General features: G+C 58.0%; 16 protein-coding genes, 4 tRNA genes and 1 rRNA gene. 1 reads left to right on the forward strand and 20 read right to left on the reverse strand.

The features are described 5' to 3' along the window. Positions 1-39: 39 nt before the first annotated feature. The 8 genes from rpsJ to rpoB all read right to left on the reverse strand — a co-directional run bounded on the left by rpsJ (position 40) and on the right by rpoB (position 15,614). Complete coding sequence (gene rpsJ / locus ACRWA7_RS31695; protein WP_056355405.1) at positions 40-351, reverse strand: 30S ribosomal protein S10; 312 nt, start codon at positions 349-351, stop codon at positions 40-42. Between the two features lie 137 nt (positions 352-488). Next, a complete protein-coding gene (gene tuf / locus ACRWA7_RS31700) occupies positions 489-1,679 on the reverse strand; it encodes an elongation factor Tu (protein ID WP_060858177.1) in 1,191 nt (396 codons plus the stop codon). 52 nt (positions 1,680-1,731) lie between these two features. Then, positions 1,732-3,834: an elongation factor G gene (gene fusA, locus ACRWA7_RS31705; RefSeq protein ID WP_060858184.1), complete on the reverse strand. Its 2,103-nt coding sequence runs from the start codon at positions 3,832-3,834 to the stop codon at positions 1,732-1,734. 133 nt (positions 3,835-3,967) lie between these two features. Further along, positions 3,968-4,438 (reverse strand): 30S ribosomal protein S7, encoded by a 471-nt coding sequence (gene rpsG / locus ACRWA7_RS31710; RefSeq protein WP_031361587.1) that lies wholly within the window; start codon positions 4,436-4,438, stop codon positions 3,968-3,970. A 180-nt stretch (positions 4,439-4,618) separates the two neighbouring features. Further along, the gene (rpsL, locus tag ACRWA7_RS31715; protein WP_035935550.1) at positions 4,619-4,999 is read right to left on the reverse strand and encodes a 30S ribosomal protein S12; all 381 of its coding nucleotides are present in this window, start codon (positions 4,997-4,999) and stop codon (positions 4,619-4,621) included. 203 nt (positions 5,000-5,202) lie between these two features. Then, positions 5,203-7,050: a DNA helicase RecQ gene (recQ, locus tag ACRWA7_RS31720; protein ID WP_060858183.1), complete on the reverse strand. Its 1,848-nt coding sequence runs from the start codon at positions 7,048-7,050 to the stop codon at positions 5,203-5,205. 188 nt (positions 7,051-7,238) lie between these two features. After that, complete coding sequence (gene rpoC, locus ACRWA7_RS31725) at positions 7,239-11,486, reverse strand: DNA-directed RNA polymerase subunit beta' (RefSeq protein ID WP_060858182.1); 4,248 nt, start codon at positions 11,484-11,486, stop codon at positions 7,239-7,241. Between the two features lie 21 nt (positions 11,487-11,507). Then, a complete protein-coding gene (rpoB, locus tag ACRWA7_RS31730) occupies positions 11,508-15,614 on the reverse strand; it encodes a DNA-directed RNA polymerase subunit beta (RefSeq protein WP_060858181.1) in 4,107 nt (1,368 codons plus the stop codon). 122 nt (positions 15,615-15,736) lie between these two features. Between rpoB and ACRWA7_RS31735 the strand changes: the two genes are divergently transcribed. Then, on the forward strand, positions 15,737-15,952 hold the full coding sequence (locus tag ACRWA7_RS31735) for a hypothetical protein (protein WP_157766698.1): 216 nt from the start codon (positions 15,737-15,739) through the stop codon (positions 15,950-15,952). A 30-nt stretch (positions 15,953-15,982) separates the two neighbouring features. Here ACRWA7_RS31735 and rplL read toward each other — a convergent pair whose 3' ends face one another. The 12 genes from rplL to rrf all read right to left on the reverse strand — a co-directional run bounded on the left by rplL (position 15,983) and on the right by rrf (position 21,483). Beyond that, complete coding sequence (gene rplL / locus ACRWA7_RS31740) at positions 15,983-16,354, reverse strand: 50S ribosomal protein L7/L12 (RefSeq protein ID WP_060858180.1); 372 nt, start codon at positions 16,352-16,354, stop codon at positions 15,983-15,985. Between the two features lie 75 nt (positions 16,355-16,429). Then, on the reverse strand, positions 16,430-16,960 hold the full coding sequence (gene rplJ, locus ACRWA7_RS31745) for a 50S ribosomal protein L10 (RefSeq protein ID WP_060858179.1): 531 nt from the start codon (positions 16,958-16,960) through the stop codon (positions 16,430-16,432). A 299-nt stretch (positions 16,961-17,259) separates the two neighbouring features. Next, positions 17,260-17,955 carry a 50S ribosomal protein L1 gene (gene rplA / locus ACRWA7_RS31750; protein WP_060858178.1) on the reverse strand — a complete coding sequence of 232 codons (696 nt, stop codon included), beginning with the start codon at positions 17,953-17,955 and terminating at the stop codon, positions 17,260-17,262. After that, positions 17,956-18,387: a 50S ribosomal protein L11 gene (gene rplK / locus ACRWA7_RS31755; protein WP_056355388.1), complete on the reverse strand. Its 432-nt coding sequence runs from the start codon at positions 18,385-18,387 to the stop codon at positions 17,956-17,958. A gap of 155 nt (positions 18,388-18,542) precedes the next feature. Next, entirely contained in the window at positions 18,543-19,100 is a 558-nt protein-coding gene (gene nusG / locus ACRWA7_RS31760; protein WP_047845328.1) for a transcription termination/antitermination protein NusG, read from the reverse strand. Between the two features lies 1 nt (position 19,101). After that, positions 19,102-19,482 (reverse strand): preprotein translocase subunit SecE, encoded by a 381-nt coding sequence (gene secE / locus ACRWA7_RS31765; RefSeq protein ID WP_056355385.1) that lies wholly within the window; start codon positions 19,480-19,482, stop codon positions 19,102-19,104. A 34-nt stretch (positions 19,483-19,516) separates the two neighbouring features. Beyond that, a tRNA-Trp gene (locus ACRWA7_RS31770) sits at positions 19,517-19,592 on the reverse strand. A 74-nt stretch (positions 19,593-19,666) separates the two neighbouring features. Beyond that, positions 19,667-20,857, reverse strand: a complete 1,191-nt coding sequence (tuf, locus tag ACRWA7_RS31775) for an elongation factor Tu (protein WP_060858177.1) — start codon at positions 20,855-20,857, stop codon at positions 19,667-19,669. Between the two features lie 65 nt (positions 20,858-20,922). After that, positions 20,923-20,997: transfer RNA gene (locus tag ACRWA7_RS31780), tRNA-Thr, on the reverse strand. A 12-nt stretch (positions 20,998-21,009) separates the two neighbouring features. Further along, a tRNA-Gly gene (locus tag ACRWA7_RS31785) sits at positions 21,010-21,083 on the reverse strand. A gap of 36 nt (positions 21,084-21,119) precedes the next feature. Continuing rightward, positions 21,120-21,205 (reverse strand) — tRNA-Tyr (locus tag ACRWA7_RS31790). 165 nt (positions 21,206-21,370) lie between these two features. Further along, positions 21,371-21,483: ribosomal RNA gene (gene rrf, locus ACRWA7_RS31795) — 5S ribosomal RNA — on the reverse strand. Positions 21,484-21,537: the final 54 nt, after the last annotated feature.

Raw genomic sequence — 21,537 nt, forward strand, 5'->3', positions numbered from 1 at the left:
ACTTAGCGCGGCTCCTCGCGAGAGCCGCACGGGTGAAACTTACTGCAACTTGATTTCGACGTCGACGCCAGCCGGCAAGTCGAGCTTCATCAACGCGTCAACGGTCTTGTCCGTCGGGTCGACGATGTCCATCAGGCGCTGGTGGGTACGGATTTCAAGCTGATCGCGCGACGCCTTGTTGACGTGCGGCGAACGCAAAATGTCAAAACGTTGGATACGGGTCGGCAGCGGCACCGGGCCACGTACGATTGCGCCAGTCCGCTTCGCGGTATCGACGATTTCGGCAGCCGATTGATCGATCAGACGATAGTCGAAAGCCTTCAGGCGAATGCGGATTTTCTGGTTTGCCATGACAATTCCTTGAAAGAGCGAGACGGTGTTGCACCGTCGATTTGGTAAAAGAGCAAGGAGCCGGGTACGCGTTGGGCACGTGCGCCCGGCTCCGGGCACGACTACAAACTACAAGCTTTTAAAACAAGCTCAGGATTTTACTCGAGAACCTTGGCCACGACACCGGCGCCGACGGTACGACCGCCTTCACGGATAGCGAAGCGCAGGCCTTCTTCCATGGCGATCGGTGCAATCAGCTTCACCGTAATCGACACGTTGTCGCCCGGCATCACCATTTCCTTGTCCTTCGGCAACTCGATCGAACCCGTCACGTCCGTGGTACGGAAGTAGAACTGCGGGCGATAGTTGTTGAAGAACGGCGTATGACGGCCGCCTTCGTCCTTGCTCAACACATACACTTCAGCCGTGAAGTGCGTGTGCGGCGTGATCGAACCCGGCTTGGCCAGCACTTGACCACGTTCCACGTCTTCACGCTTCGTGCCGCGCAACAGAATACCCACGTTGTCGCCCGCCTGACCTTGGTCCAACAGCTTGCGGAACATTTCCACGCCCGTGCACGTCGTCTTCACCGTCGGCTTGATACCGATGATTTCGATTTCTTCGCCCACCTTCACCACGCCACGCTCGATACGGCCCGTCACCACCGTGCCGCGACCCGAGATCGAGAACACGTCTTCCACCGGCATCAGGAACGTACCGTCAACTGCACGCTCCGGCGTCGGGATGTACGTGTCCAGCGCGTTGGCCAGGTTCAGAATTGCCACTTCACCCAGCTCGCCCGTGTCGCCTTCCAGCGCCAGCTTGGCCGAACCCTTGATGATCGGCGTGTCGTCGCCCGGGAAGTCGTACTTCGACAGAAGCTCGCGCACTTCCATTTCCACCAGTTCCAGCAACTCGGCGTCGTCAACCATGTCGCACTTGTTCAGGAACACGATGATGTACGGCACGCCAACCTGACGGGCCAACAGGATGTGCTCACGCGTTTGCGGCATCGGGCCGTCCGCGGCCGAACACACCAGGATTGCGCCGTCCATCTGCGCTGCACCCGTAATCATGTTCTTCACATAGTCGGCGTGACCCGGGCAGTCAACGTGCGCGTAGTGACGGTTCTGCGTTTCGTACTCGACGTGCGCTGTGTTGATCGTGATACCGCGTGCCTTTTCTTCCGGCGCCGCGTCGATCTGGTCATACGCCTTCGCTTCGCCGCCGAACTTCTTCGACAACACCGTCGCGATCGCTGCCGTCAGCGTGGTCTTGCCGTGGTCGACGTGACCAATCGTGCCTACGTTGACGTGCGGCTTGGTCCGTTCGAATTTACCTTTTGCCATGATTGCCTTCTTTCAAAAATGTTGATCGGTTAAAGACTTGTAGCTTGCCGAATTACTTGGATTTCGCGTTGATGATCGCTTCGGAGACGTTACGCGGAGCTTCCGAATAGTGCTTGAACTCCATCGTGTACGTTGCGCGACCTTGTGTCGCTGAACGCAGCGACGTCGAATAGCCGAACATTTCCGACAAGGGGACTTCAGCGCGCACGATCTTGCCGCCGCCAATCATATCTTCCATGCCCTGAACAATACCGCGACGGCTCGAAAGATCGCCCATCACGTTGCCCATGTAGTCTTCCGGCGTTTCCACTTCCACAGCCATCATCGGCTCGAGGATAACCGGGCTTGCACGGCGCATTGCCTCCTTGAACGCCATCGAGCCGGCCATGCGGAACGCATTTTCGTTCGAGTCGACATCATGGTACGAACCGAACGTCAGGTGAACCTTGACGTCGACGACCGGGAAGCCTGCCAGCACGCCAGCCTTCAGCGTTTCCTGAATACCCTTGTCCACGGCCGGGATGTACTCGCGCGGAATCACGCCGCCCTTGATCTCGTCCAGGAACTCGTAGCCCTTGCCTTGTTCATTCGGCTCGAGCGTAATGACAGCGTGTCCGTACTGACCACGACCGCCCGACTGCTTCACGAACTTGCCATCAACGTCCTCAGCCTTGCTGCGAATCGTTTCGCGATACGCAACTTGCGGCTTGCCAACCGTTGCCTCAACGCCAAATTCGCGCTTCATGCGGTCGACCAGAATTTCGAGGTGAAGCTCGCCCATGCCCGAAATGATGGTCTGGCCGGATTCTTCGTCGGTTTGAACGCGGAACGACGGATCTTCCTGAGCCAGGCGGTTGAGCGCGAGGCCCATCTTTTCCTGGTCAACCTTCGTCTTCGGTTCCACCGCCTGCGAAATCACCGGCTCCGGGAAAATCATGCGTTCCAGGACGATCGGGTGTTGCGGATCGCACAGCGTGTCGCCCGTTGTGGCTTCTTTCAGTCCAACCGCAGCAGCGATGTCGCCCGCGTGCACTTCCTTGATTTCTTCGCGCTGGTTTGCGTGCATCAGCAAAATACGACCGAGACGCTCTTTCTTGTCCTTGGTCGCGTTCAGCAACGTGTCGCCCGACTTGGTCGTACCCGAATAAACGCGGAAGAAGATCAACTGGCCGACGAACGGGTCGGTCATGATCTTGAATGCGAGTGCCGAGAACTTTTCGTCGTCAGCGGCGCGGCGTTCAGCGCGTTCGCCATCTTCCAGCTCGCCCAGAACCGGCGGAATATCGATAGGCGACGGCAGGAAGTCCAGCACAGCGTCCAGCATGCGCTGCACGCCCTTGTTCTTGAACGCGGTTCCGCACAGCATAGGCTGGATTTCACAAGCGATCGTGCGGTCACGCAGACCCTTCACGATTTCCTCTTCGGACAATTCGCCCGTTTCGAGGTACTTGTTCATCATCTCTTCGTTGGCTTCAGCAGCGGCTTCAACCATCTTTCCACGCCATTCTTCGCACGTAGCCTGCAACGCGGCCGGAATGTCTTCGTACGAGAACTTGGTGCCCTGGGACGCTTCGTCCCAAATGATCGCCTTCATCTTGATCAGGTCGACAACACCCGTGAACGTGTCTTCCGCGCCAATAGGCACGACGACCGGAACCGGGTTCGCCTTCAGACGCAGCTTGAGCTGGTCGTAGACCTTGAAGAAGTTCGCACCAGTACGGTCCATCTTGTTAATGAACGCGAGACGAGGAACCTTGTACTTGTTCGCCTGGCGCCACACGGTTTCCGACTGGGGCTGAACGCCGCCCACAGCGCAATAGACCATGCACGCACCGTCGAGCACGCGCATGGAACGTTCAACTTCAATCGTGAAGTCGACGTGTCCGGGGGTGTCGATGATGTTGATGCGGTGCTCGGGGCGGTCGCCGGCCATGCCTTTCCAGAAGGCCGTCGTTGCTGCCGACGTAATGGTGATGCCGCGCTCCTGCTCCTGCTCCATCCAGTCCATGGTTGCTGCGCCGTCGTGAACTTCACCGATCTTGTGGTTCACGCCCGTGTAAAACAGGATGCGTTCGGTCGTCGTCGTCTTGCCGGCATCGATGTGAGCGCTAATACCGATATTACGGTAGCGCTCGATAGGTGTCTTGCGAGCCACTTTGAATCCTTAATTGGGTCGACGCGACCAGCCCATGCCAGTCACGCCCTAACACAAACGGGCGAGGCGCTTGGTAAGCGCACCCGCCCGGAGGTTTTCCGTTCGTCCCAGGTCGGGAGGCCTAAAAGCAGCCTTAGAAGCGGAAGTGCGAGAACGCCTTGTTGGCTTCTGCCATCCGGTGAACCTCGTCGCGCTTCTTCATCGCGCCGCCGCGGCCTTCCGCGGCTTCCGAAAGCTCACCTGCGAGACGCAGGGCCATCGACTTCTCGCTGCGCTTTTTCGCAGCTTCGCGCAACCAACGCATCGCCAATGCCATACGACGCGACGGACGCACTTCCACTGGAACTTGATAGTTCGCACCACCAACGCGGCGGCTCTTCACTTCCACCACCGGCTTCACGTTGTTGAGCGCACCCGTGAACACTTCCAGCGGGTCCTTGCCACCCTTGGTCTGGATCTGTTCAAAAGCACCATAAACAATACGCTCGGCAACCGACTTCTTGCCCGACAGCATGATCACGTTCATGAACTTGGCTACATCTACGTTGCCGAATTTCGGATCCGGCAAAATGTCCCGCTTGGGGACTTCGCGACGACGCGGCATGTTTCTTCCTTTGATTTTTCAGTTGGAGCCATATTGGCCCCGCGGTCACCAACTAACCCGATCCATCTATTGACTAACCAGCTTGGCCGGGTGACCACTTACTCGACAGCACCGGCACTTCCGGCACCACCGCTTGAACGCCCTTTTACGGGCAACCTGTACAGCTCAACCGGCAAAAACTTACTTGCCAGCCTTGGCGCGCTTCGCACCGTACTTCGAGCGAGCTTGCTTGCGATCCTTGACGCCCTGGGTATCCAGCGAGCCGCGAACCATGTGATAGCGCACACCCGGCAAGTCTTTCACACGGCCGCCGCGAATCAGCACGACCGAGTGTTCCTGCAGGTTGTGGCCTTCACCACCGATGTACGAAATAACTTCGAAGCCGTTCGTCAAACGAACCTTGGCAACTTTACGAAGTGCCGAGTTCGGCTTCTTCGGCGTCGTCGTATACACGCGAGTGCACACGCCGCGACGCTGCGGGCAGTCCTGCAAAGCCGGCGACTTGCTCTTCACTGTTTCTGAAGCGCGGCCTTTGCGAACCAATTGATTGATGGTTGGCATTGTCTATTCCTAAATTGATCAAAATCGACGCCGCCGTTTCGGGCAAAGCAAAACGGCCTGCGCATCGAACTTTCCCTTCATGTTCGTGCTTGCAAGGAAAACCTTGTTAGCAGATCCAAGAACGAGAACCTAGCATCATAATCTGAAATTCCCAATGCAGTCAATATCTTGGATGCCCGACCGTGCCTTCGGCGCGTAAAAAGCTAGTCTGCGCCGACTACTTCCAGCAATTCGTCGCCGAAACGGTCCAGCTTGCGCGCGCCAATTCCAGGAATCTGCCGCAGGTCGTCGATGGAATCCGGCTCGTTGCGGGCGATTTCGGCCAGCGTTGCATCGTGGAAAATGACATAGGCCGGCACGCCGTCGCTTTTCGCCATGCTCGCTCGCCACGCCCGCAGCCTTTCCCAGCGGGCTTTGACGCGCGGCGACATGCCCGTGGTCGGATCGGCGCGTTCGCCCGTCCGGCTGGACGACTGACGCGTGCGCGTCGGCTTGACGTACTTGCGCAGCGTCACATTCTGCTCGCCCTTGAGCACGGCCTTGCTCGCCTCGGTGAGGATCAGTGCACCAAAGCCGTCGTGGTCGACCGCGAGGTAGCCAAACGCGACCAGTTGACGAAACACCGCGCGCCACTCCTGCTCCGACAACGCGGCGCCGAGACCGAAAGTAGAAAGCTTCTCGTGACCACGCTGAAGCAGTTTCTCGGAGCGGCTGCCGCGCAGGATATCGATCAAATGTCCCGCACCGAAATGAAAGCCGCTTGCCTTATACGCGCGATACACACAAGACAGCGCCATCTGCGCCTCGCGCGTTGCATCCCACGATTCGGGCGGATCAAGGCACGTGTCGCAATTACCGCATGGCTGGCTGGCCTCGCCGAAGTAGCCAAGCAGGCGCACGCGCCGGCAGGACGCCGCTTCGCACAGCCCGAGCAGCGCGTCGAGCTTGCCGCCCTGCACACGCTTATGGGTGTCGTCCGCATCCGATTCGTCGATCATCTTGCGCTGCTGGACGACATCGCCCAGGCCGTAAGCCATCCAGGCGTTCGCCGGCATGCCGTCGCGGCCCGCACGGCCCGTTTCCTGGTAATAGCCTTCCACGCTCTTGGGCAGATCGAGATGCGCGACAAAACGCACATCCGGCTTGTCGATACCCATGCCGAAAGCAATCGTCGCGCACATGACGATGCCCTCTTCGCGCTTGAACATTTCCTGATGCCGCTGGCGCGTTTCGTACTCCATGCCCGCGTGGTAAGGCAACGCGCGCACACCCTGGCTCTTCAGCCAGTCCGCGGTTTCTTCCACCTTGCGCCGCGACAGGCAATAGATCACGCCGGCGTCGGTAGTCTTGTCAGGGTTCGTATGCTCGGCGCGGATGAAGTCGAGCAACTGCGCACGCGCGTTGTCTTTCTCCACGATCCGATACCGGATGTTCGGCCGGTCGAAGCTCGAAACGAAAATTCGGGCGTCGTCCAGAGCGAGTCGGTGAACGATTTCATCGCGCGTAATGGCGTCTGCCGTGGCTGTCAGGGCAATTCGCGGCACCGACGGAAACCGCTCATGCAGCACCGACAACTGAATATATTCGGGCCGGAAATCGTGGCCCCATTGCGACACACAATGCGCTTCGTCGATAGCAAACAGGCCAATGCGCACATTTTCGATCAGGTCGAGAAAGCGCGGCGTCATCAAGCGTTCGGGCGCGACATACAACAAGTCGATCTCGCCGTTGCGAAGCGCACGCTCAGTGGCTGCGGCTTCGGCGCCAGTCAGCGTGGAATTCAGGCAAGCGGCGCGCACGCCAACTTCGCTAAGAGCCGCAACCTGATCCTGCATCAACGCAATCAGTGGCGAAACGACAATCCCCGCACCGAATCCCGCTTCACGTCTTAATAAGGCGGGAATCTGGTAACACAACGACTTCCCTCCGCCGGTTGGCATGAGCACGAGCGAGTCTCCGCCGGCCGCCACATGTTCGACAATATCGCCCTGCTGCCCGCGAAAAGCCGGATAGCCAAATACTTCCTTGAGAATTTCGAGCGAACGGGACATTGGGGAGACGGAATGCGTCGGAAGCGTGAGTGCTCCGATTTTACCAACGTAGAGCGTGCTTAAACGGGCATCGGCCTGACGTTAGCCAATCGGCAGAGCAAAAAAAAAACCGCCCGGTATGAACCGGGCGGTTTTGGTAACAGCAGATGGTTGCTTAAGACCGAGCCATAAAAGGCCCGAGCCCAAACTTATTCCGCCGGATGTTGCTGTTCTGCAGGTGCGACAGGCGCAGCTTCGGGCGTGCCGAAATCGAACGATTCTTCCGCTGCAATCTGGTCGAAACGTTGACGATCCGACAACTCGCGGCTCTTGCGTGCCTTGTGGAACGCGAGACCCGTGCCGGCCGGAATCAGACGGCCCACGATCACGTTTTCCTTCAGACCGCGCAAATCATCGCGCTTGCCCATGATTGCCGCTTCGGTCAACACGCGCGTCGTTTCCTGGAACGAAGCTGCCGAGATGAACGAATCGGTCGAGAGCGATGCCTTCGTGATACCCAGCAGCACGTTCTCATAGGTCGCGGGGATCTTGCCTTCCGCAGCCATCCGGTCGTTCTCGTCCAGCATGTCCGAACGCTCAACCTGTTCGCCCATGATGAAACGCGTATCGCCGTTGTCGACGATCTGCACGCGGCGCAACATCTGACGCACGATTACTTCGATGTGCTTGTCGTTGATCTTCACGCCTTGCAGACGGTACACGTCCTGCACTTCGTCCACGATGTAACGCGCCAGCGCCTCGATACCCTGCAAACGCAGGATGTCGTGCGGATCGGCCGGACCGTCAACGATCATTTCGCCCTTGTTGACGACCTGACCATCGTGCACCAGCACCTGCTTTTCCTTCGTGATCAGGAACTCATGCTGTTCCCCTTCCACGTCGGTAATGACGAGACGCTGTTTGCCCTTCGTGTCCTTACCGAACGACGTCGTTCCCGTGACTTCTGCCAGAATGCCGGCGTCCTTCGGCGAGCGCGCTTCGAACAGTTCGGCCACGCGCGGCAGACCACCGGTAATGTCACGCGTCTTCTGCGCTTCAACCGGGATACGTGCAAGCACTTCACCAACCTGCACCTGCTGACCGTCCTTCACGGTGATCAGTGCGCCAACCTGGAAGCCGATCTGCACCGAATGCTCGGTGTTCGGGATCTTGACTTCTTCGCCTTGCGCGTCGAGCAGTTTCACTTGCGGACGAACGCTCTTCGACGCTTGCGAACCACGACGCTTCACGTCGATCACGACGAGCGTGGAAAGCCCCGTCACATCGTCGATCTGCTTCGCGACCGTCACGCCTTCCTCGACGTTTTCGAACTTCACCGTACCGCCCCACTCGGTGATGATCGGACGCGTCAGCGGATCCCATTGAGCCAGTTGTGCACCAGCCTTGATCTGCACACCGTCGAGTTGCAGCAACGTTGCGCCGTACGGGATTTTGTGACGTTCACGCTCACGACCGAGGTCGTCGGCAATGATCGCCTCGCCCGAACGCGAGATGACGATCTGCTCGCCCTTCGCATTCGTGACGTAACGCATGGTTGCCGTGAAACGCACCGTGCCGTTCGACTTGGCTTCCACCGACGAAGCAATCGCCGCACGCGACGCCGCACCACCGATGTGGAACGTACGCATGGTCAACTGCGTGCCCGGCTCGCCGATAGACTGAGCCGCGATCACACCAACCGCTTCGCCCACGTTCACGCGCGAACCACGGCCCAGGTCGCGGCCATAGCACGAAGCGCACAGGCCGTAACGCGTTTCGCAAGTCAACGGCGTGCGCACGCGCACTTCGTCGATACCCAGGCGTTCGATTTCATCGACCGCATCTTCGTCAAGCAGCGAACCCGATTCAAACAGCGTTTCCTGCGTTTCCGGGTTGACGACGTCAGCTACCGCCACGCGACCCAGAATCCGGTCACGCAGAGCTTCGACAACTTCACCGCCTTCAACCAGCGCCTTCATGGCAACGCCGTTGGTCGTGCCGCAATCGTCTTCGACCACGACCAGATCCTGCGTCACGTCAACGAGACGACGCGTCAGGTAACCCGAGTTCGCGGTCTTCAACGCCGTATCGGCCAGGCCTTTACGTGCACCGTGCGTCGAGATGAAGTACTGCAACACGTTCAGACCTTCACGGAAGTTCGCCGTGATAGGCGTCTCGATAATTGAGCCGTCCGGCTTCGCCATCAGGCCACGCATACCGGCCAACTGACGAATCTGAACAGCCGATCCACGTGCGCCCGAGTCGGCCATCATGTAGATCGAGTTGAACGATTCCTGCTTCGTCTGATTACCGTCGCGGTCGACCACGGGTTCCGTAGCCAACTGCTCCATCATCGCCTTGCCGACCGACTCCGACGTTGCCGACCAGATGTCGACCACGTTGTTGTAGCGCTCTTGCGACGTGACGAGCCCCGACATGTACTGACGGTCGTATTCCTTCACCTTCTTGGCTGCGTCGCCGACGATCTGTTCTTTTTGCGGCGGCACGAGCATGTCGTCGACGCAAATCGAAATACCAGCGCGCGTTGCCAGACGGAAACCCATCTGCATCAACTGGTCGGCGAAAATCACCGTTTCGCGCAAACCGCACTTGCGGAATGCCGTGTTGATCAGGCGCGAAATTTCCTTCTTCTTCAACGGCCGGTTGAGCACCGAGAACGGCAGTCCCGGCGGCAGAATCTCCGAAAGAATCGAGCGGCCGATCGTCGTTGCGTACAGCGTGACCTTGGGCACGAACTTCGGTGCGCCTTCGCTCTGATCCGGGTTGTGGATCATTTCCGTAATCCGGACATTCACGCGCGACGCAAGCTCGACTTCCTTGTTTTCGTACGCGCGGATTGCTTCGGAAACGCCCGTGAACGTCATGCCTTCGCCCTTGCCATTCACCGCTTCACGCGATGCGTAGTAAAGACCCAGCACAATATCCTGCGACGGCACGATCGACGGATCGCCGTTGGCCGGGAACAGGACGTTGTTCGACGCCAGCATCAGCGTGCGCGCTTCCATCTGCGCTTCGAGCGACAGCGGCACGTGAACGGCCATCTGGTCACCGTCGAAGTCGGCGTTGAACGCCGCGCAAACGAGCGGATGCAGTTGAATCGCCTTGCCTTCGATCAGCACCGGCTCGAACGCCTGAATGCCAAGACGGTGAAGCGTAGGCGCGCGGTTCAGCATCACCGGATGTTCGCGGATCACTTCTTCCAGAATGTCCCACACAACGGCGGTCTGGTTCTCGACTTCCTTCTTCGCGGCCTTGATGGTGGTAGCCACACCCATCACTTCCAGCTTGTTGAAGATGAAAGGCTTGAACAGTTCGAGCGCCATCAGCTTCGGCAGGCCGCACTGATGCAGCTTGAGCGTTGGGCCAACCACGATCACCGAACGGCCCGAATAGTCAACGCGCTTACCGAGCAAGTTCTGACGGAAACGACCGCCCTTACCCTTGATCATGTCGGCGAGCGACTTCAGCGGACGCTTGTTCGCGCCGGTCATTGCCTTACCGCGGCGACCGTTGTCGAGCAGCGAATCGACGGCTTCCTGCAGCATCCGCTTTTCGTTGCGGACGATGATTTCAGGCGCCTTCAGTTCGAGCAAACGCTTCAACCGGTTGTTACGGTTGATCACGCGGCGATACAGGTCGTTCAGGTCCGACGTCGCGAAACGGCCGCCGTCGAGCGGCACGAGCGGACGCAGTTCCGGCGGCAGCACCGGCAGCACTTCCAGCACCATCCAGTCAGGCTTGATGCCCGAACGCTGGAATGCCTCGAGCACTTTCAGGCGCTTCGCGTACTTCTTGATCTTCGCTTCCGAACCCGTGTTCTTGAGTTCGGTGCGCAACAACTCGACCTGTTCGTCGATGTTGATCGCGCGAAGCAATTCACGCACGCCTTCCGCGCCCATCTCGGCACGGAATTCGTCGCCGTATTCCTCGACTTTGTTGTAGTAATCCTCTTCCGTCATGATCTGCCGCGCTTTCAGCGGCGTCATGCCCGGTTCGATCACCACGTACGCTTCGAAATACAGCACGCGTTCGATGTCGCGCAGCGTCATGTCGAGCACCATGCCCAGACGCGACGGCAGCGACTTCAAAAACCAGATGTGCGCAACCGGCGAGGCCAGTTCAATGTGGCCCATCCGTTCGCGGCGCACCTTGGCGAGCGTGACTTCAACGCCGCACTTTTCGCAGATCACGCCGCGATGCTTCAGGCGCTTGTACTTGCCGCACAGGCATTCGTAGTCCTTGATCGGGCCAAAAATCTTGGCGCAAAACAGGCCATCGCGTTCCGGCTTGAATGTCCGGTAGTTGATGGTTTCAGGCTTTTTCACTTCGCCGAAGGACCACGAACGGATCTTGTCCGGCGAGGCCAGACCGATCTTGATCGCGTCAAAAACTTCAGGTTGTTGGACTTGCTTGAATAGATCGAGCAGAGCTTTCATTGCGTCTCTCCAGTAGTCCGATTAGTTCCGGTCCAGGTCGATGTCGATACCGAGCGACCGGATTTCCTTCACCAACACATTGAACGACTCAGGCATGCCGGCGTCGATCACGTGGTCACCCTTGACCAGGTTTTCATACACCTTGGTACGACCGGCCACGTCATCCGACTTGACAGTCAGCATTTCCTGCAGCACGTACGAAGCGCCATATGCCTCGAGCGCCCACACTTCCATCTCACCGAAACGCTGGCCACCGAACTGCGCCTTACCACCCAGCGGCTGCTGTGTGACGAGCGAGTACGGTCCGGTCGAACGGGCATGCATCTTGTCGTCGACCAGGTGATGCAGTTTCAGGTAATGCATGTAGCCCACCGTGACCGTCCGTTCGAACGGTTCACCCGTGCGGCCGTCGCTCAACTGCACCTGATTCTTCGACTTCGTCATGCCAAGCTGTTTCGCGATGTCGTCCGGGAACGCCAGATCCAGCGCACGTTCCATTTCGCCTTCCGTCGCGCCGTCGAACACCGGCGTTGCAAAAGGAACGCCTTCGCGCAGGTTCTTCGCCAGTTCGACGATTTCGTCGTCGCTGAAGCTTTCCAGCTCTTCGGCACGGCCCGACTCGTTGTAGATCTTCGTCAGGAATGCACGGAGCTCTTCAACCTTCGCCTGATGCTGCAGCATCTCGCCAATGCGCCAGCCCAGACCCTTCGCGGCCCAGCCCAGATGCACTTCGAGAATCTGACCCACGTTCATCCGTGAAGGCACGCCCAGCGGATTCAACACGACGTCGGCCGGACGGCCGTCGGCCATGTACGGCATGTCTTCGATCGGCACGATCTTCGACACGACACCCTTGTTGCCGTGACGGCCGGCCATCTTGTCGCCCGGCTGCAGGCGACGCTTGACGGCCAGATACACCTTGACCATCTTCAGCACGCCCGGCGGCAGTTCGTCGCCTTGCGTCAGCTTCTTGCGCTTTTCTTCGAACGCGAGGTCGAACTGGTGACGCTTCTGTTCGATGGAATCCTTGATGGCTTCCAGTTGCGCAGCGGCTTCTTCGTCGGCCAGACGGATGTCGAACCAGTGGTAGTGATCCAGATCTTCCAGATACGGCAGATCGATCGCCGTGCCCTTCGCCAGCTTCTTCGGACCGCCGTTCGCGATCTTGCCGTTGAGCATGCGGGCAAGACGCGAGAACGCGTCGCCTTCCACAATACGCAACTGATCGTTCAAGTCCAGGCGATAACGCTTCAGTTCGTCATCGATGATCTGCTGTGCACGCTTGTCACGCGTAATGCCTTCGCGCGTGAACACCTGCACGTCGATCACCGTTCCGCTCATGCCCGAGGGCACGCGCAGCGACGTATCCTTCACGTCCGACGCCTTCTCGCCGAAAATTGCGCGCAGCAGCTTTTCTTCCGGCGTCAACTGGGTTTCGCCCTTCGGCGTGACCTTGCCGACCAGCACGTCGCCCGCTTCGACTTCAGCGCCGATGTACACAATGCCCGACTCATCGAGACGGCCGAGTTGCACTTCAGCCAGGTTCGAGATGTCGCGCGTGATTTCTTCCGGTCCGAGCTTCGTGTCGCGCGCGACCACATTCAGTTCTTCAATGTGGATCGACGTGTAGCGGTCTTCCGCCACGACCTTTTCCGAGATCAGGATCGAATCTTCGAAGTTGTAGCCGTTCCACGGCATGAACGCGACGAGCATGTTCTGGCCAAGCGCGAGCTCGCCCAGATCGGTCGATGCACCGTCAGCCACCACGTCGCCACGGCCAACCTTGTCGCCGACCTTCACGATAGGACGCTGGTTGATGTTCGTGTTCTGGTTCGAACGCGTGTACTTGATCAGGTTGTAGATGTCCACACCGACTTCGCCGGCGACCGCTTCGTCGTCGTTCACCCGAATCACGATACGGCCGGCATCGACGTAATCCACGATACCGCCGCGGAACGCCTGAACCGTCGTACCCGAGTCGACCGCCACCGTACGTTCAATGCCCGTACCGACCACAGCCTTTTCCGGACGCAGGCAAGGCACTGCCTGACGCTGCATGTTCGAGCCCATCAATGCGCGGTTCGCGTCATCGTGTTCAAGGAACGGAATCAGCGAAGCAGCCACGGACACGATCTGCGACGGCGCCACGTCCATGTACTGAATGCGGTCAGGCGTCACCATCAGCGTTTCGCCTGCTTCACGCGACGAAACCAGTTCGTCGGTCAGCGTGCCGCCTTCGCCCAGCGACGCGTTCGCCTGAGCGATCACGTAACGGCCCTCTTCAATCGCCGACAAGTAATCGATTTGATCGGTTACCTTGCCGTCCACCACTTTCCGATACGGCGTCTCGAGGAAACCGTATTCGTTCAAGTGCGCGTACAGCGCGAGCGAGTTGATCAGCCCGATGTTCGGACCTTCCGGCGTTTCAATCGGGCACACGCGGCCGTAGTGAGTCGGGTGCACGTCGCGGACTTCAAAGCCAGCGCGTTCACGCGTCAAACCGCCCGGTCCAAGAGCCGAAACACGGCGCTTGTGCGTGATTTCCGACAGCGGATTCGTCTGGTCCATAAACTGCGACAACTGCGACGAACCAAAGAACTCGCGGATGGCAGACGAAATCGGCTTCGAATTGATCAGGTCGTGCGGCATCAGGTTTTCGCTTTCAGCCTGACCCAGACGTTCCTTCACAGCCCGTTCCACGCGCACTAGGCCAGCACGGAACTGGTTCTCAGCCAATTCACCGACGCAACGCACGCGGCGATTGCCCAAGTGATCGATGTCATCGACTTCGCCCTTGCCGTTACGCAGCTCGACCAGAATCTTGATGGTCGCGAGAATGTCCTCGTCCTGCAGCGTCATCGGACCGACGATTTCGTCACGGCCCACCCGGCGATTGAACTTCATACGACCCACCTTCGACAGGTCGTACGCGTCTTCGCTATAGAACAGGCGGTTGAAGAGCGCCTCGACGGCTTCTTCCGTCGGCGGTTCGCCCGGACGCATCATGCGGTAAATCGCGATACGTGCGGCCATGCGGTCAGCCGTTTCGTCGATACGCAGCGTCGACGAGATGTACGGACCTTGATCCAGATCGTTCGTGTAGAGCGTCTGGATGTCCTTGACCTTCGACTCGCGCAGCTTTTCGAGCACGGTTTCGGTGATTTCGTCGTTGGCGTTCGCGATCACTTCGCCCGTCTCGCCGTCCACGACGTTCTTTGCCAGCACGCGGCCAAGCAAATAGTCTTCGGGAACCGAGATGAACTTCGTCTTCGCGGCTTCGAGGTCGCGAATGTGCTTTGCGTTGATCCGCTTGTCCTTCTGGACGATGACGTTGCCTTCGCGATCCTGGATGTCGAAGCGCGCAACTTCACCGCGCAGACGCTCCGGCACGAATTCCATTTGCGCGCCTTCGGCCATCAGCGCGAAGTTATCGAATACGAAGAAGTTCGCGAGGATCTGTTCCGGCGTCAGGCCGATGGCCTTCAGCAGGATTGTCACCGGCATTTTCCGGCGACGGTCGACGCGGAAATACAGCACGTCCTTCGGATCGAATTCGAAGTCGAGCCACGAACCGCGGTAAGGAATGATACGAGCCGAGAAAAGCAGCTTGCCCGAGCTGTGCGTCTTGCCCTTGTCGTGCTCGAAAAACACGCCAGGCGAACGATGCAACTGGGACACGATCACGCGTTCCGTGCCGTTGATGACGAACGAACCGGTCGGCGTCATGAGCGGCATTTCGCCCATGTAGACTTCCTGCTCCTTCACTTCCTTGACGACCGGCTTGCTCGGCGATTCCTTGTCGAGCAGCACCAGGCGCACCTTCGCGCGCAAGGCGGAGCAGTACGTCAAACCGCGCTGCTGACATTCCTTGATGTTGAATGCCGGCGGCGAGAGCATGTAGCTTACGAACTCGAGACGCGCGAACCCGTTGTGCGAAACGATCGGAAACACCGACGAAAACGCTGCTTGCAACCCTTCCGCTTTACGCTGTGTTGCGCTGGTGGTCTCTTGCAGAAAGGTGCTGAATGATTCAAGCTGGGTGGCCAGCAGAAAGGGAACCTGGTGAACGATGGGGCGTTTCGCGAAACTCTTGCGAATACGCTTCTTCTCGGTGAAGGAATATTGCATACGATCTCCGAATCACGGCGGGCGTTGCCGAGGCGGGATACCTCGATGACACGACCCGGTGTTCACCGACTGAGACTCGTCATACGTCCGGGGAGGGACGAACGAGCCTAGAAGCTTGGTGGTTGGCCGCTACCAACCGCTGGCTGACGGCAGCGGATGCCTATGTTTCCCGCTACCCGACCAAACTTGCCTTCTGCAGTCGCTTCAGAAGACAAAGAAAAGAATCGGCAAAATCACTCCAGCCGATATTTTTCTTTGGCTTCTATGTGGTCATTGTTGCCGAAACCAACGACTCAAAACATAGTCCCCACAAAGCAGAAAAAGGCCGGCGGTCATAGACCGCCAGCCTTAGCAAAGCGCAGCCGAACTTACTTGATTTCAGCCTTCGCGCCTGCTTCTTCCAGCTTCTTCTTCGCTTCTTCAGCAGCAGCTTTCGGTACCGATTCCTTAACAGCCTTCGGTGCGCCGTCAACCAGGTCCTTCGCTTCCTTCAGGCCGAGACCCGTCAGTTCACGAACTGCCTTAATGACCGATACCTTGTTCGCGCCCACTTCAACCAGGTTCACGGTGAACTCGGTTTGCTCTTCAGCAGCAGCGGCGCCAGCACCAGCGGGGCCAGCAACAGCGACAGCAGCAGCCGACACGCCAAACTTTTCTTCAAACGCCTTGACCAGCTCGTTCAATTCCAGAACCGACATCGAGCTTACAGCTTCGAGGATGTCATCTTTTGCGATTGCCATTTGAAATACTCCTAAATTGAATTCGGATACAGCCAGCGATCTTGTAAGCCTAACCAGGCAACCAAGCGCGATACGTTAAGCAGCAACTTCCGGTTGCGCTTCAGCCGGAGCTTCTGCGCCGCCGCCCTTCTTCTCGGCAAGCGCGGCCAAGGCGCGCGCGAAGCCTGAAACAGGAGCTTGCATGACGTACAACAACTTGGAGAGCAGTTCTTCGCGGCTCGGGATGTTGGCGAGTGCTTGCACAGCCGCCTTGTCCATCACATTGCCTTCGTAGGAACCGGCCTTGATGATCAACTTGTCATTGGTTTTGCCGAAGTCGTTTACAACCTTGGCAGCAGCAATTGCATCTTCAGAGATGCCGTAGATCAGAGGACCAGTCATCTGCTCGGCCAGCGGAGCGAACGGCGTACCTTCCACAGCGCGACGCGCCAACGTGTTTTTCAACACGCGGAGATACACTTGTTGCTCGCGAGCCTTTGCGCGCAGCTTGGTCAGATCGCCAACCGCAATTCCACGATACTCAGCGAGCACCATCGTCTGGGCCTTCGCGACCTGCGCGGCGACTTCAGCGACAACTGCCTGCTTGTCTTCTTTGTTCAGTGGCACGGTTAAACCTCCAGATTCGACACGCCAACTTAGCGCATCGCGTTCAACAACGGCGTCCGACCTGTCAGGAGTATTTCGATCAGCCAGTGCGCATCTCACAACACGCGACAACCGATTTCAACCACACCAAAACTGTTACGGGTTCGCCATCTGCGTTGGCTTGCATTAAGGTCACGCCCAATTGCTGCGCTTCCGCCAACGGTCTTTGACAACCGGTTGCGCGCTCAACTGCAGCTTGCAACCGCCCAAAGCCCTTAACATGGGTTCACACTTTAATGCGTGAACCCATGCATGATTCTTTACTGCGAGAGCGTTGCGTGATCGACACGCACGCCAACACCCATGGTGCTCGACAATGCGATCTTGCGCAGATAAACGCCCTTGCTGGTCGCCGGCTTGGCCTTTTGCAAGGCTTCCACCAGTGCCGACAAATTCTGACGCAACGACGCCGGCTCAAACGATGCACGGCCGATGGTTGCGTGGATGATCCCGCCTTTGTCGACGCGGAACTGAACTTGACCAGCCTTTGCGTTGCGCACTGCTTGAGCAACGTCGGCGGTCACAGTACCGACTTTCGGATTCGGCATCAGGCCGCGTGGGCCGAGAATCTGGCCGAGCGTACCGACAACGCGCATCGTGTCCGGCGAAGCGATCACAACGTCGAAATTCAGATTACCAGCCTTGACTTGTTCAGCCAGGTCTTCCATACCCACCACTTCTGCACCCGCTGCACGAGCTTGCTCAGCCTTTTCGCCTTGCGCAAACACAGCAACGCGAACCGACTTGCCGGTACCAGCAGGCAACACGACCGAACCGCGAACCACTTGATCCGACTTTTTCGCGTCGATGCCGAGTTGCACAGCCACGTCGATGGATTCATCGAACTTGGCGCTTGCGCATTCCTTCACGATCGACAGAGCGTCATCGATCGGATACAGCTTCATCCGGTCTACCTTGGTAGCGAGCGCTTGCAGGCGCTTAGAAAGCTTAGCCATTTACACGCCCTCCACGGTGATGCCCATTGAACGGGCGCTGCCTGCGATCGTACGGACCGCTGCATCCAGATCCGCTGCCGTAAGGTCAGGCATCTTGGTCTTTGCGATTTCTTCAGCTTGCGCGCGCGTGATATTGCCGACCTTGTCGACGTGCGGCTTCGGCGAACCCTTCTGGATGGCCGCAGCCTTCTTGATCAGAACGGTAGCCGGCGGCGTCTTCATGATGAACGTGAAGCTCTTGTCCGCGAATGCCGTAATAACCACCGGCACGGGCAGACCCGGCTCCATCGCTTGAGTCTGCGCGTTAAACGCCTTGCAGAACTCCATGATGTTCAGGCCGCGCTGGCCCAGTGCCGGACCAACCGGCGGTGACGGATTGGCTTTACCTGCAGGAATCTGCAGTTTGATAAAGCCGATGATTTTCTTTGCCATGTTGAAAACCTCTGCAGAACGCGTTAGCGTTCGGTGAGTGATAACGCGCGCTCGCCAAAATAGCTACTGACGCTCCTCAACAGTCATATGCGGACTGTAAGCGCGAACCGCGCTACGAAGTTCACACTTCGAGCGCGGCGAACTACGAATACTTGTTAAACCTTTTCTACCTGACCGAATTCAAGCTCTACGGGAGTAGAACGTCCGAAAATCGTTACGGATACACGAACCCGCGATTTTTCGTAGTTCACTTCTTCGACGTTGCCGTTGAAGTCCGTGAACGGGCCTTCCTTGACCCGCACCATCTCGCCTACTTCGAACAGGGTCTTCGGGCGCGGCTTTTCCACGCCTTCTTGCATCTGCGACATGATCTTTTCCACTTCACGCGGAGAGATCGGACTCGGACGATTACGCGCCCCGCCGACAAAACCCGTCACTTTAGCCGTATTTTTTACCAAGTGCCAGGTTTCGTCCGTCATTTCCATTTCCACGAGCACATAGCCCGGAAAAAAACGACGCTCAGTCACAGATTTATGACCACCTTTCACTTCTACAACTTCTTCGGTCGGAACGAGAATTTGACCAAATTGATCCTGCATGCCGGCGCGGTCGATGCGCTCTTGAAGCGCGCGTTGCACGCTTTTCTCCATGCCGGAGTAGGCGTGCACGACGTACCAACGTTTTCCGCTAGGTGATGCCGGTGCTTCGCTCATATCATCTCCAACCCAGAATTACCGAGAATATCACCCACTCGATCGACTTATCGCTAAGCCACAAGAAGATTGCCATGACGAGTACAAACGCAAAGACCACCAATGTGGTTTGCGTGGCTTCCTTGCGCGTCGGCCACACCACCTTGCGGACTTCTTTGTACGAATCTTTGGCAAAGGCGATAAAACCTTTTCCCGGTGCGGAGAGAAGACCGACCGCGACACCCGCGATCAAGCCGACAGCAAGCGCGGCGCCGCGAACGTACCACTCCTGGCCACTGAGCCAGAAGAAACCTACGAACCCGGCCAAGACCAACAATACGCCCGCGGTCAACATCAACTTGTCGCCGGAAGTATTTACAGTTTCGACGGAAGGATTCGCCATAACACCTTAAGCAGCGCCCGGAGACGCAAGATTGTGGCAGGGGCAGAGGGAATCGAACCCCCAACCTTCGGTTTTGGAGACCGACGCTCTGCCAGTTGAGCTATACCCCTAAACCAGTTGGGGTCAGCAATTTCGCTAACCCCGAAAACTACAGACTATCGAGCAATTTCTGGCGTTGCCCGACTTACTCGAGAACCTTGGCCACGACACCGGCGCCGACGGTACGACCGCCTTCACGGATAGCGAAGCGCAGGCCTTCTTCCATGGCGATCGGTGCAATCAGCTTCACCGTAATCGACACGTTGTCGCCCGGCATCACCATTTCCTTGTCCTTCGGCAACTCGATCGAACCCGTCACGTCCGTGGTACGGAAGTAGAACTGCGGGCGATAGTTGTTGAAGAACGGCGTATGACGGCCGCCTTCGTCCTTGCTCAACACATACACTTCAGCCGTGAAGTGCGTGTGCGGCGTGATCGAACCCGGCTTGGCCAGCACTTGACCACGTTCCACGTCTTCACGCTTCGTGCCGCGCAACAGAATACCCACGTTGTCGCCCGCCTGACCTTGGTCCAACAGCTTGCGGAACATTTCCACGCCCGTGCACGTCGTCTTCACCGTCGGCTTGATACCGATGATTTCGATTTCTTCGCCCACCTTCACCACGCCACGCTCGATACGGCCCGTCACCACCGTGCCGCGACCCGAGATCGAGAACACGTCTTCCACCGGCATCAGGAACGTACCGTCAACTGCACGCTCCGGCGTCGGGATGTACGTGTCCAGCGCGTTGGCCAGGTTCAGAATTGCCACTTCACCCAGCTCGCCCGTGTCGCCTTCCAGCGCCAGCTTGGCCGAACCCTTGATGATCGGCGTGTCGTCGCCCGGGAAGTCGTACTTCGACAGAAGCTCGCGCACTTCCATTTCCACCAGTTCCAGCAACTCGGCGTCGTCAACCATGTCGCACTTGTTCAGGAACACGATGATGTACGGCACGCCAACCTGACGGGCCAACAGGATGTGCTCACGCGTTTGCGGCATCGGGCCGTCCGCGGCCGAACACACCAGGATTGCGCCGTCCATCTGCGCTGCACCCGTAATCATGTTCTTCACATAGTCGGCGTGACCCGGGCAGTCAACGTGCGCGTAGTGACGGTTCTGCGTTTCGTACTCGACGTGCGCTGTGTTGATCGTGATACCGCGTGCCTTTTCTTCCGGCGCCGCGTCGATCTGGTCATACGCCTTCGCTTCGCCGCCGAACTTCTTCGACAACACCGTCGCGATCGCTGCCGTCAGCGTGGTCTTGCCGTGGTCGACGTGACCAATCGTGCCTACGTTGACGTGCGGCTTGGTCCGTTCGAATTTACCTTTTGCCATTTTCGACTCCTAACAGGAATTTTTCCGTACCTTGCGCCGCGCGCAAACAGTGTGGACGATGTTACTGGTGCCCATGAGCAGGATCGAACTGCTGACCTCTCCCTTACCAAGGGAGTGCTCTACCACTGAGCCACATGGGCGGACCTTGATGCTGGAGCGGGTGAAGGGAATCGAACCCTCGTCATAAGCTTGGAAGGCTTCTGCTCTACCATTGAGCTACACCCGCTTGGGTCTAACGATTCCCGACGCTTGCTACTTGTTCTGGTGGAGGAGGTTGGATTCGAACCAACGTAGGCGTAAGCCAACAGATTTACAGTCTGCCCCCTTTAGCCACTCGGGCACCCCTCCGCAGAGAACTGACGATTGTGAGGCAAGCCGTGTGCTTTGTCAAGCTTACAACAGATGCCGCATTTCGACCTCTCTCACTTATACAGGCGAACCGTAAACGCAAAAACCCCACCGAGTTGGGTGGGGTTTTAGCGTTTATGCTGAGTGTGTTTCAGCGAATGGGGAGCCTGACGATTACCTACTTTCACACGGGAATCCGCACTATCATTGGCGTGGAGTCGTTTCACGGTCCTGTTCGGGATGGGAAGGGGTGGTACCAACTCGCTATGGTCATCAGGCATAAAGGGGTGTTGTATCGGTTTTCTGGTCGATACAACCAATCTGGGGAAGAA

The organism is Caballeronia sp. DA-9, assembly GCF_051615025.1.
Classification (GTDB): domain Bacteria; phylum Pseudomonadota; class Gammaproteobacteria; order Burkholderiales; family Burkholderiaceae; genus Caballeronia; species Caballeronia sordidicola.

Coding starts and splice junctions, on each gene's coding strand:
- tuf (WP_060858177.1), bottom strand. CDS start 1,679: ATGGCAAAAGGTAAATTCGAACGGACCAAGCCGCACGTCAACGTAGGC.
- rplL (WP_060858180.1), bottom strand. CDS start 16,354: ATGGCAATCGCAAAAGATGACATCCTCGAAGCTGTAAGCTCGATGTCG.
- rpoC (WP_060858182.1), bottom strand. CDS start 11,486: ATGAAAGCTCTGCTCGATCTATTCAAGCAAGTCCAACAACCTGAAGTT.
- recQ (WP_060858183.1), bottom strand. CDS start 7,050: ATGTCCCGTTCGCTCGAAATTCTCAAGGAAGTATTTGGCTATCCGGCT.
- secE (WP_056355385.1), bottom strand. CDS start 19,482: ATGGCGAATCCTTCCGTCGAAACTGTAAATACTTCCGGCGACAAGTTG.
- tuf (WP_060858177.1), bottom strand. CDS start 20,857: ATGGCAAAAGGTAAATTCGAACGGACCAAGCCGCACGTCAACGTAGGC.
- rpsL (WP_035935550.1), bottom strand. CDS start 4,999: ATGCCAACCATCAATCAATTGGTTCGCAAAGGCCGCGCTTCAGAAACA.
- rpsJ (WP_056355405.1), bottom strand. CDS start 351: ATGGCAAACCAGAAAATCCGCATTCGCCTGAAGGCTTTCGACTATCGT.
- rpsG (WP_031361587.1), bottom strand. CDS start 4,438: ATGCCGCGTCGTCGCGAAGTCCCCAAGCGGGACATTTTGCCGGATCCG.
- rpoB (WP_060858181.1), bottom strand. CDS start 15,614: ATGCAATATTCCTTCACCGAGAAGAAGCGTATTCGCAAGAGTTTCGCG.
- rplA (WP_060858178.1), bottom strand. CDS start 17,955: ATGGCTAAGCTTTCTAAGCGCCTGCAAGCGCTCGCTACCAAGGTAGAC.
- nusG (WP_047845328.1), bottom strand. CDS start 19,100: ATGAGCGAAGCACCGGCATCACCTAGCGGAAAACGTTGGTACGTCGTG.
- rplK (WP_056355388.1), bottom strand. CDS start 18,387: ATGGCAAAGAAAATCATCGGCTTTATCAAACTGCAGATTCCTGCAGGT.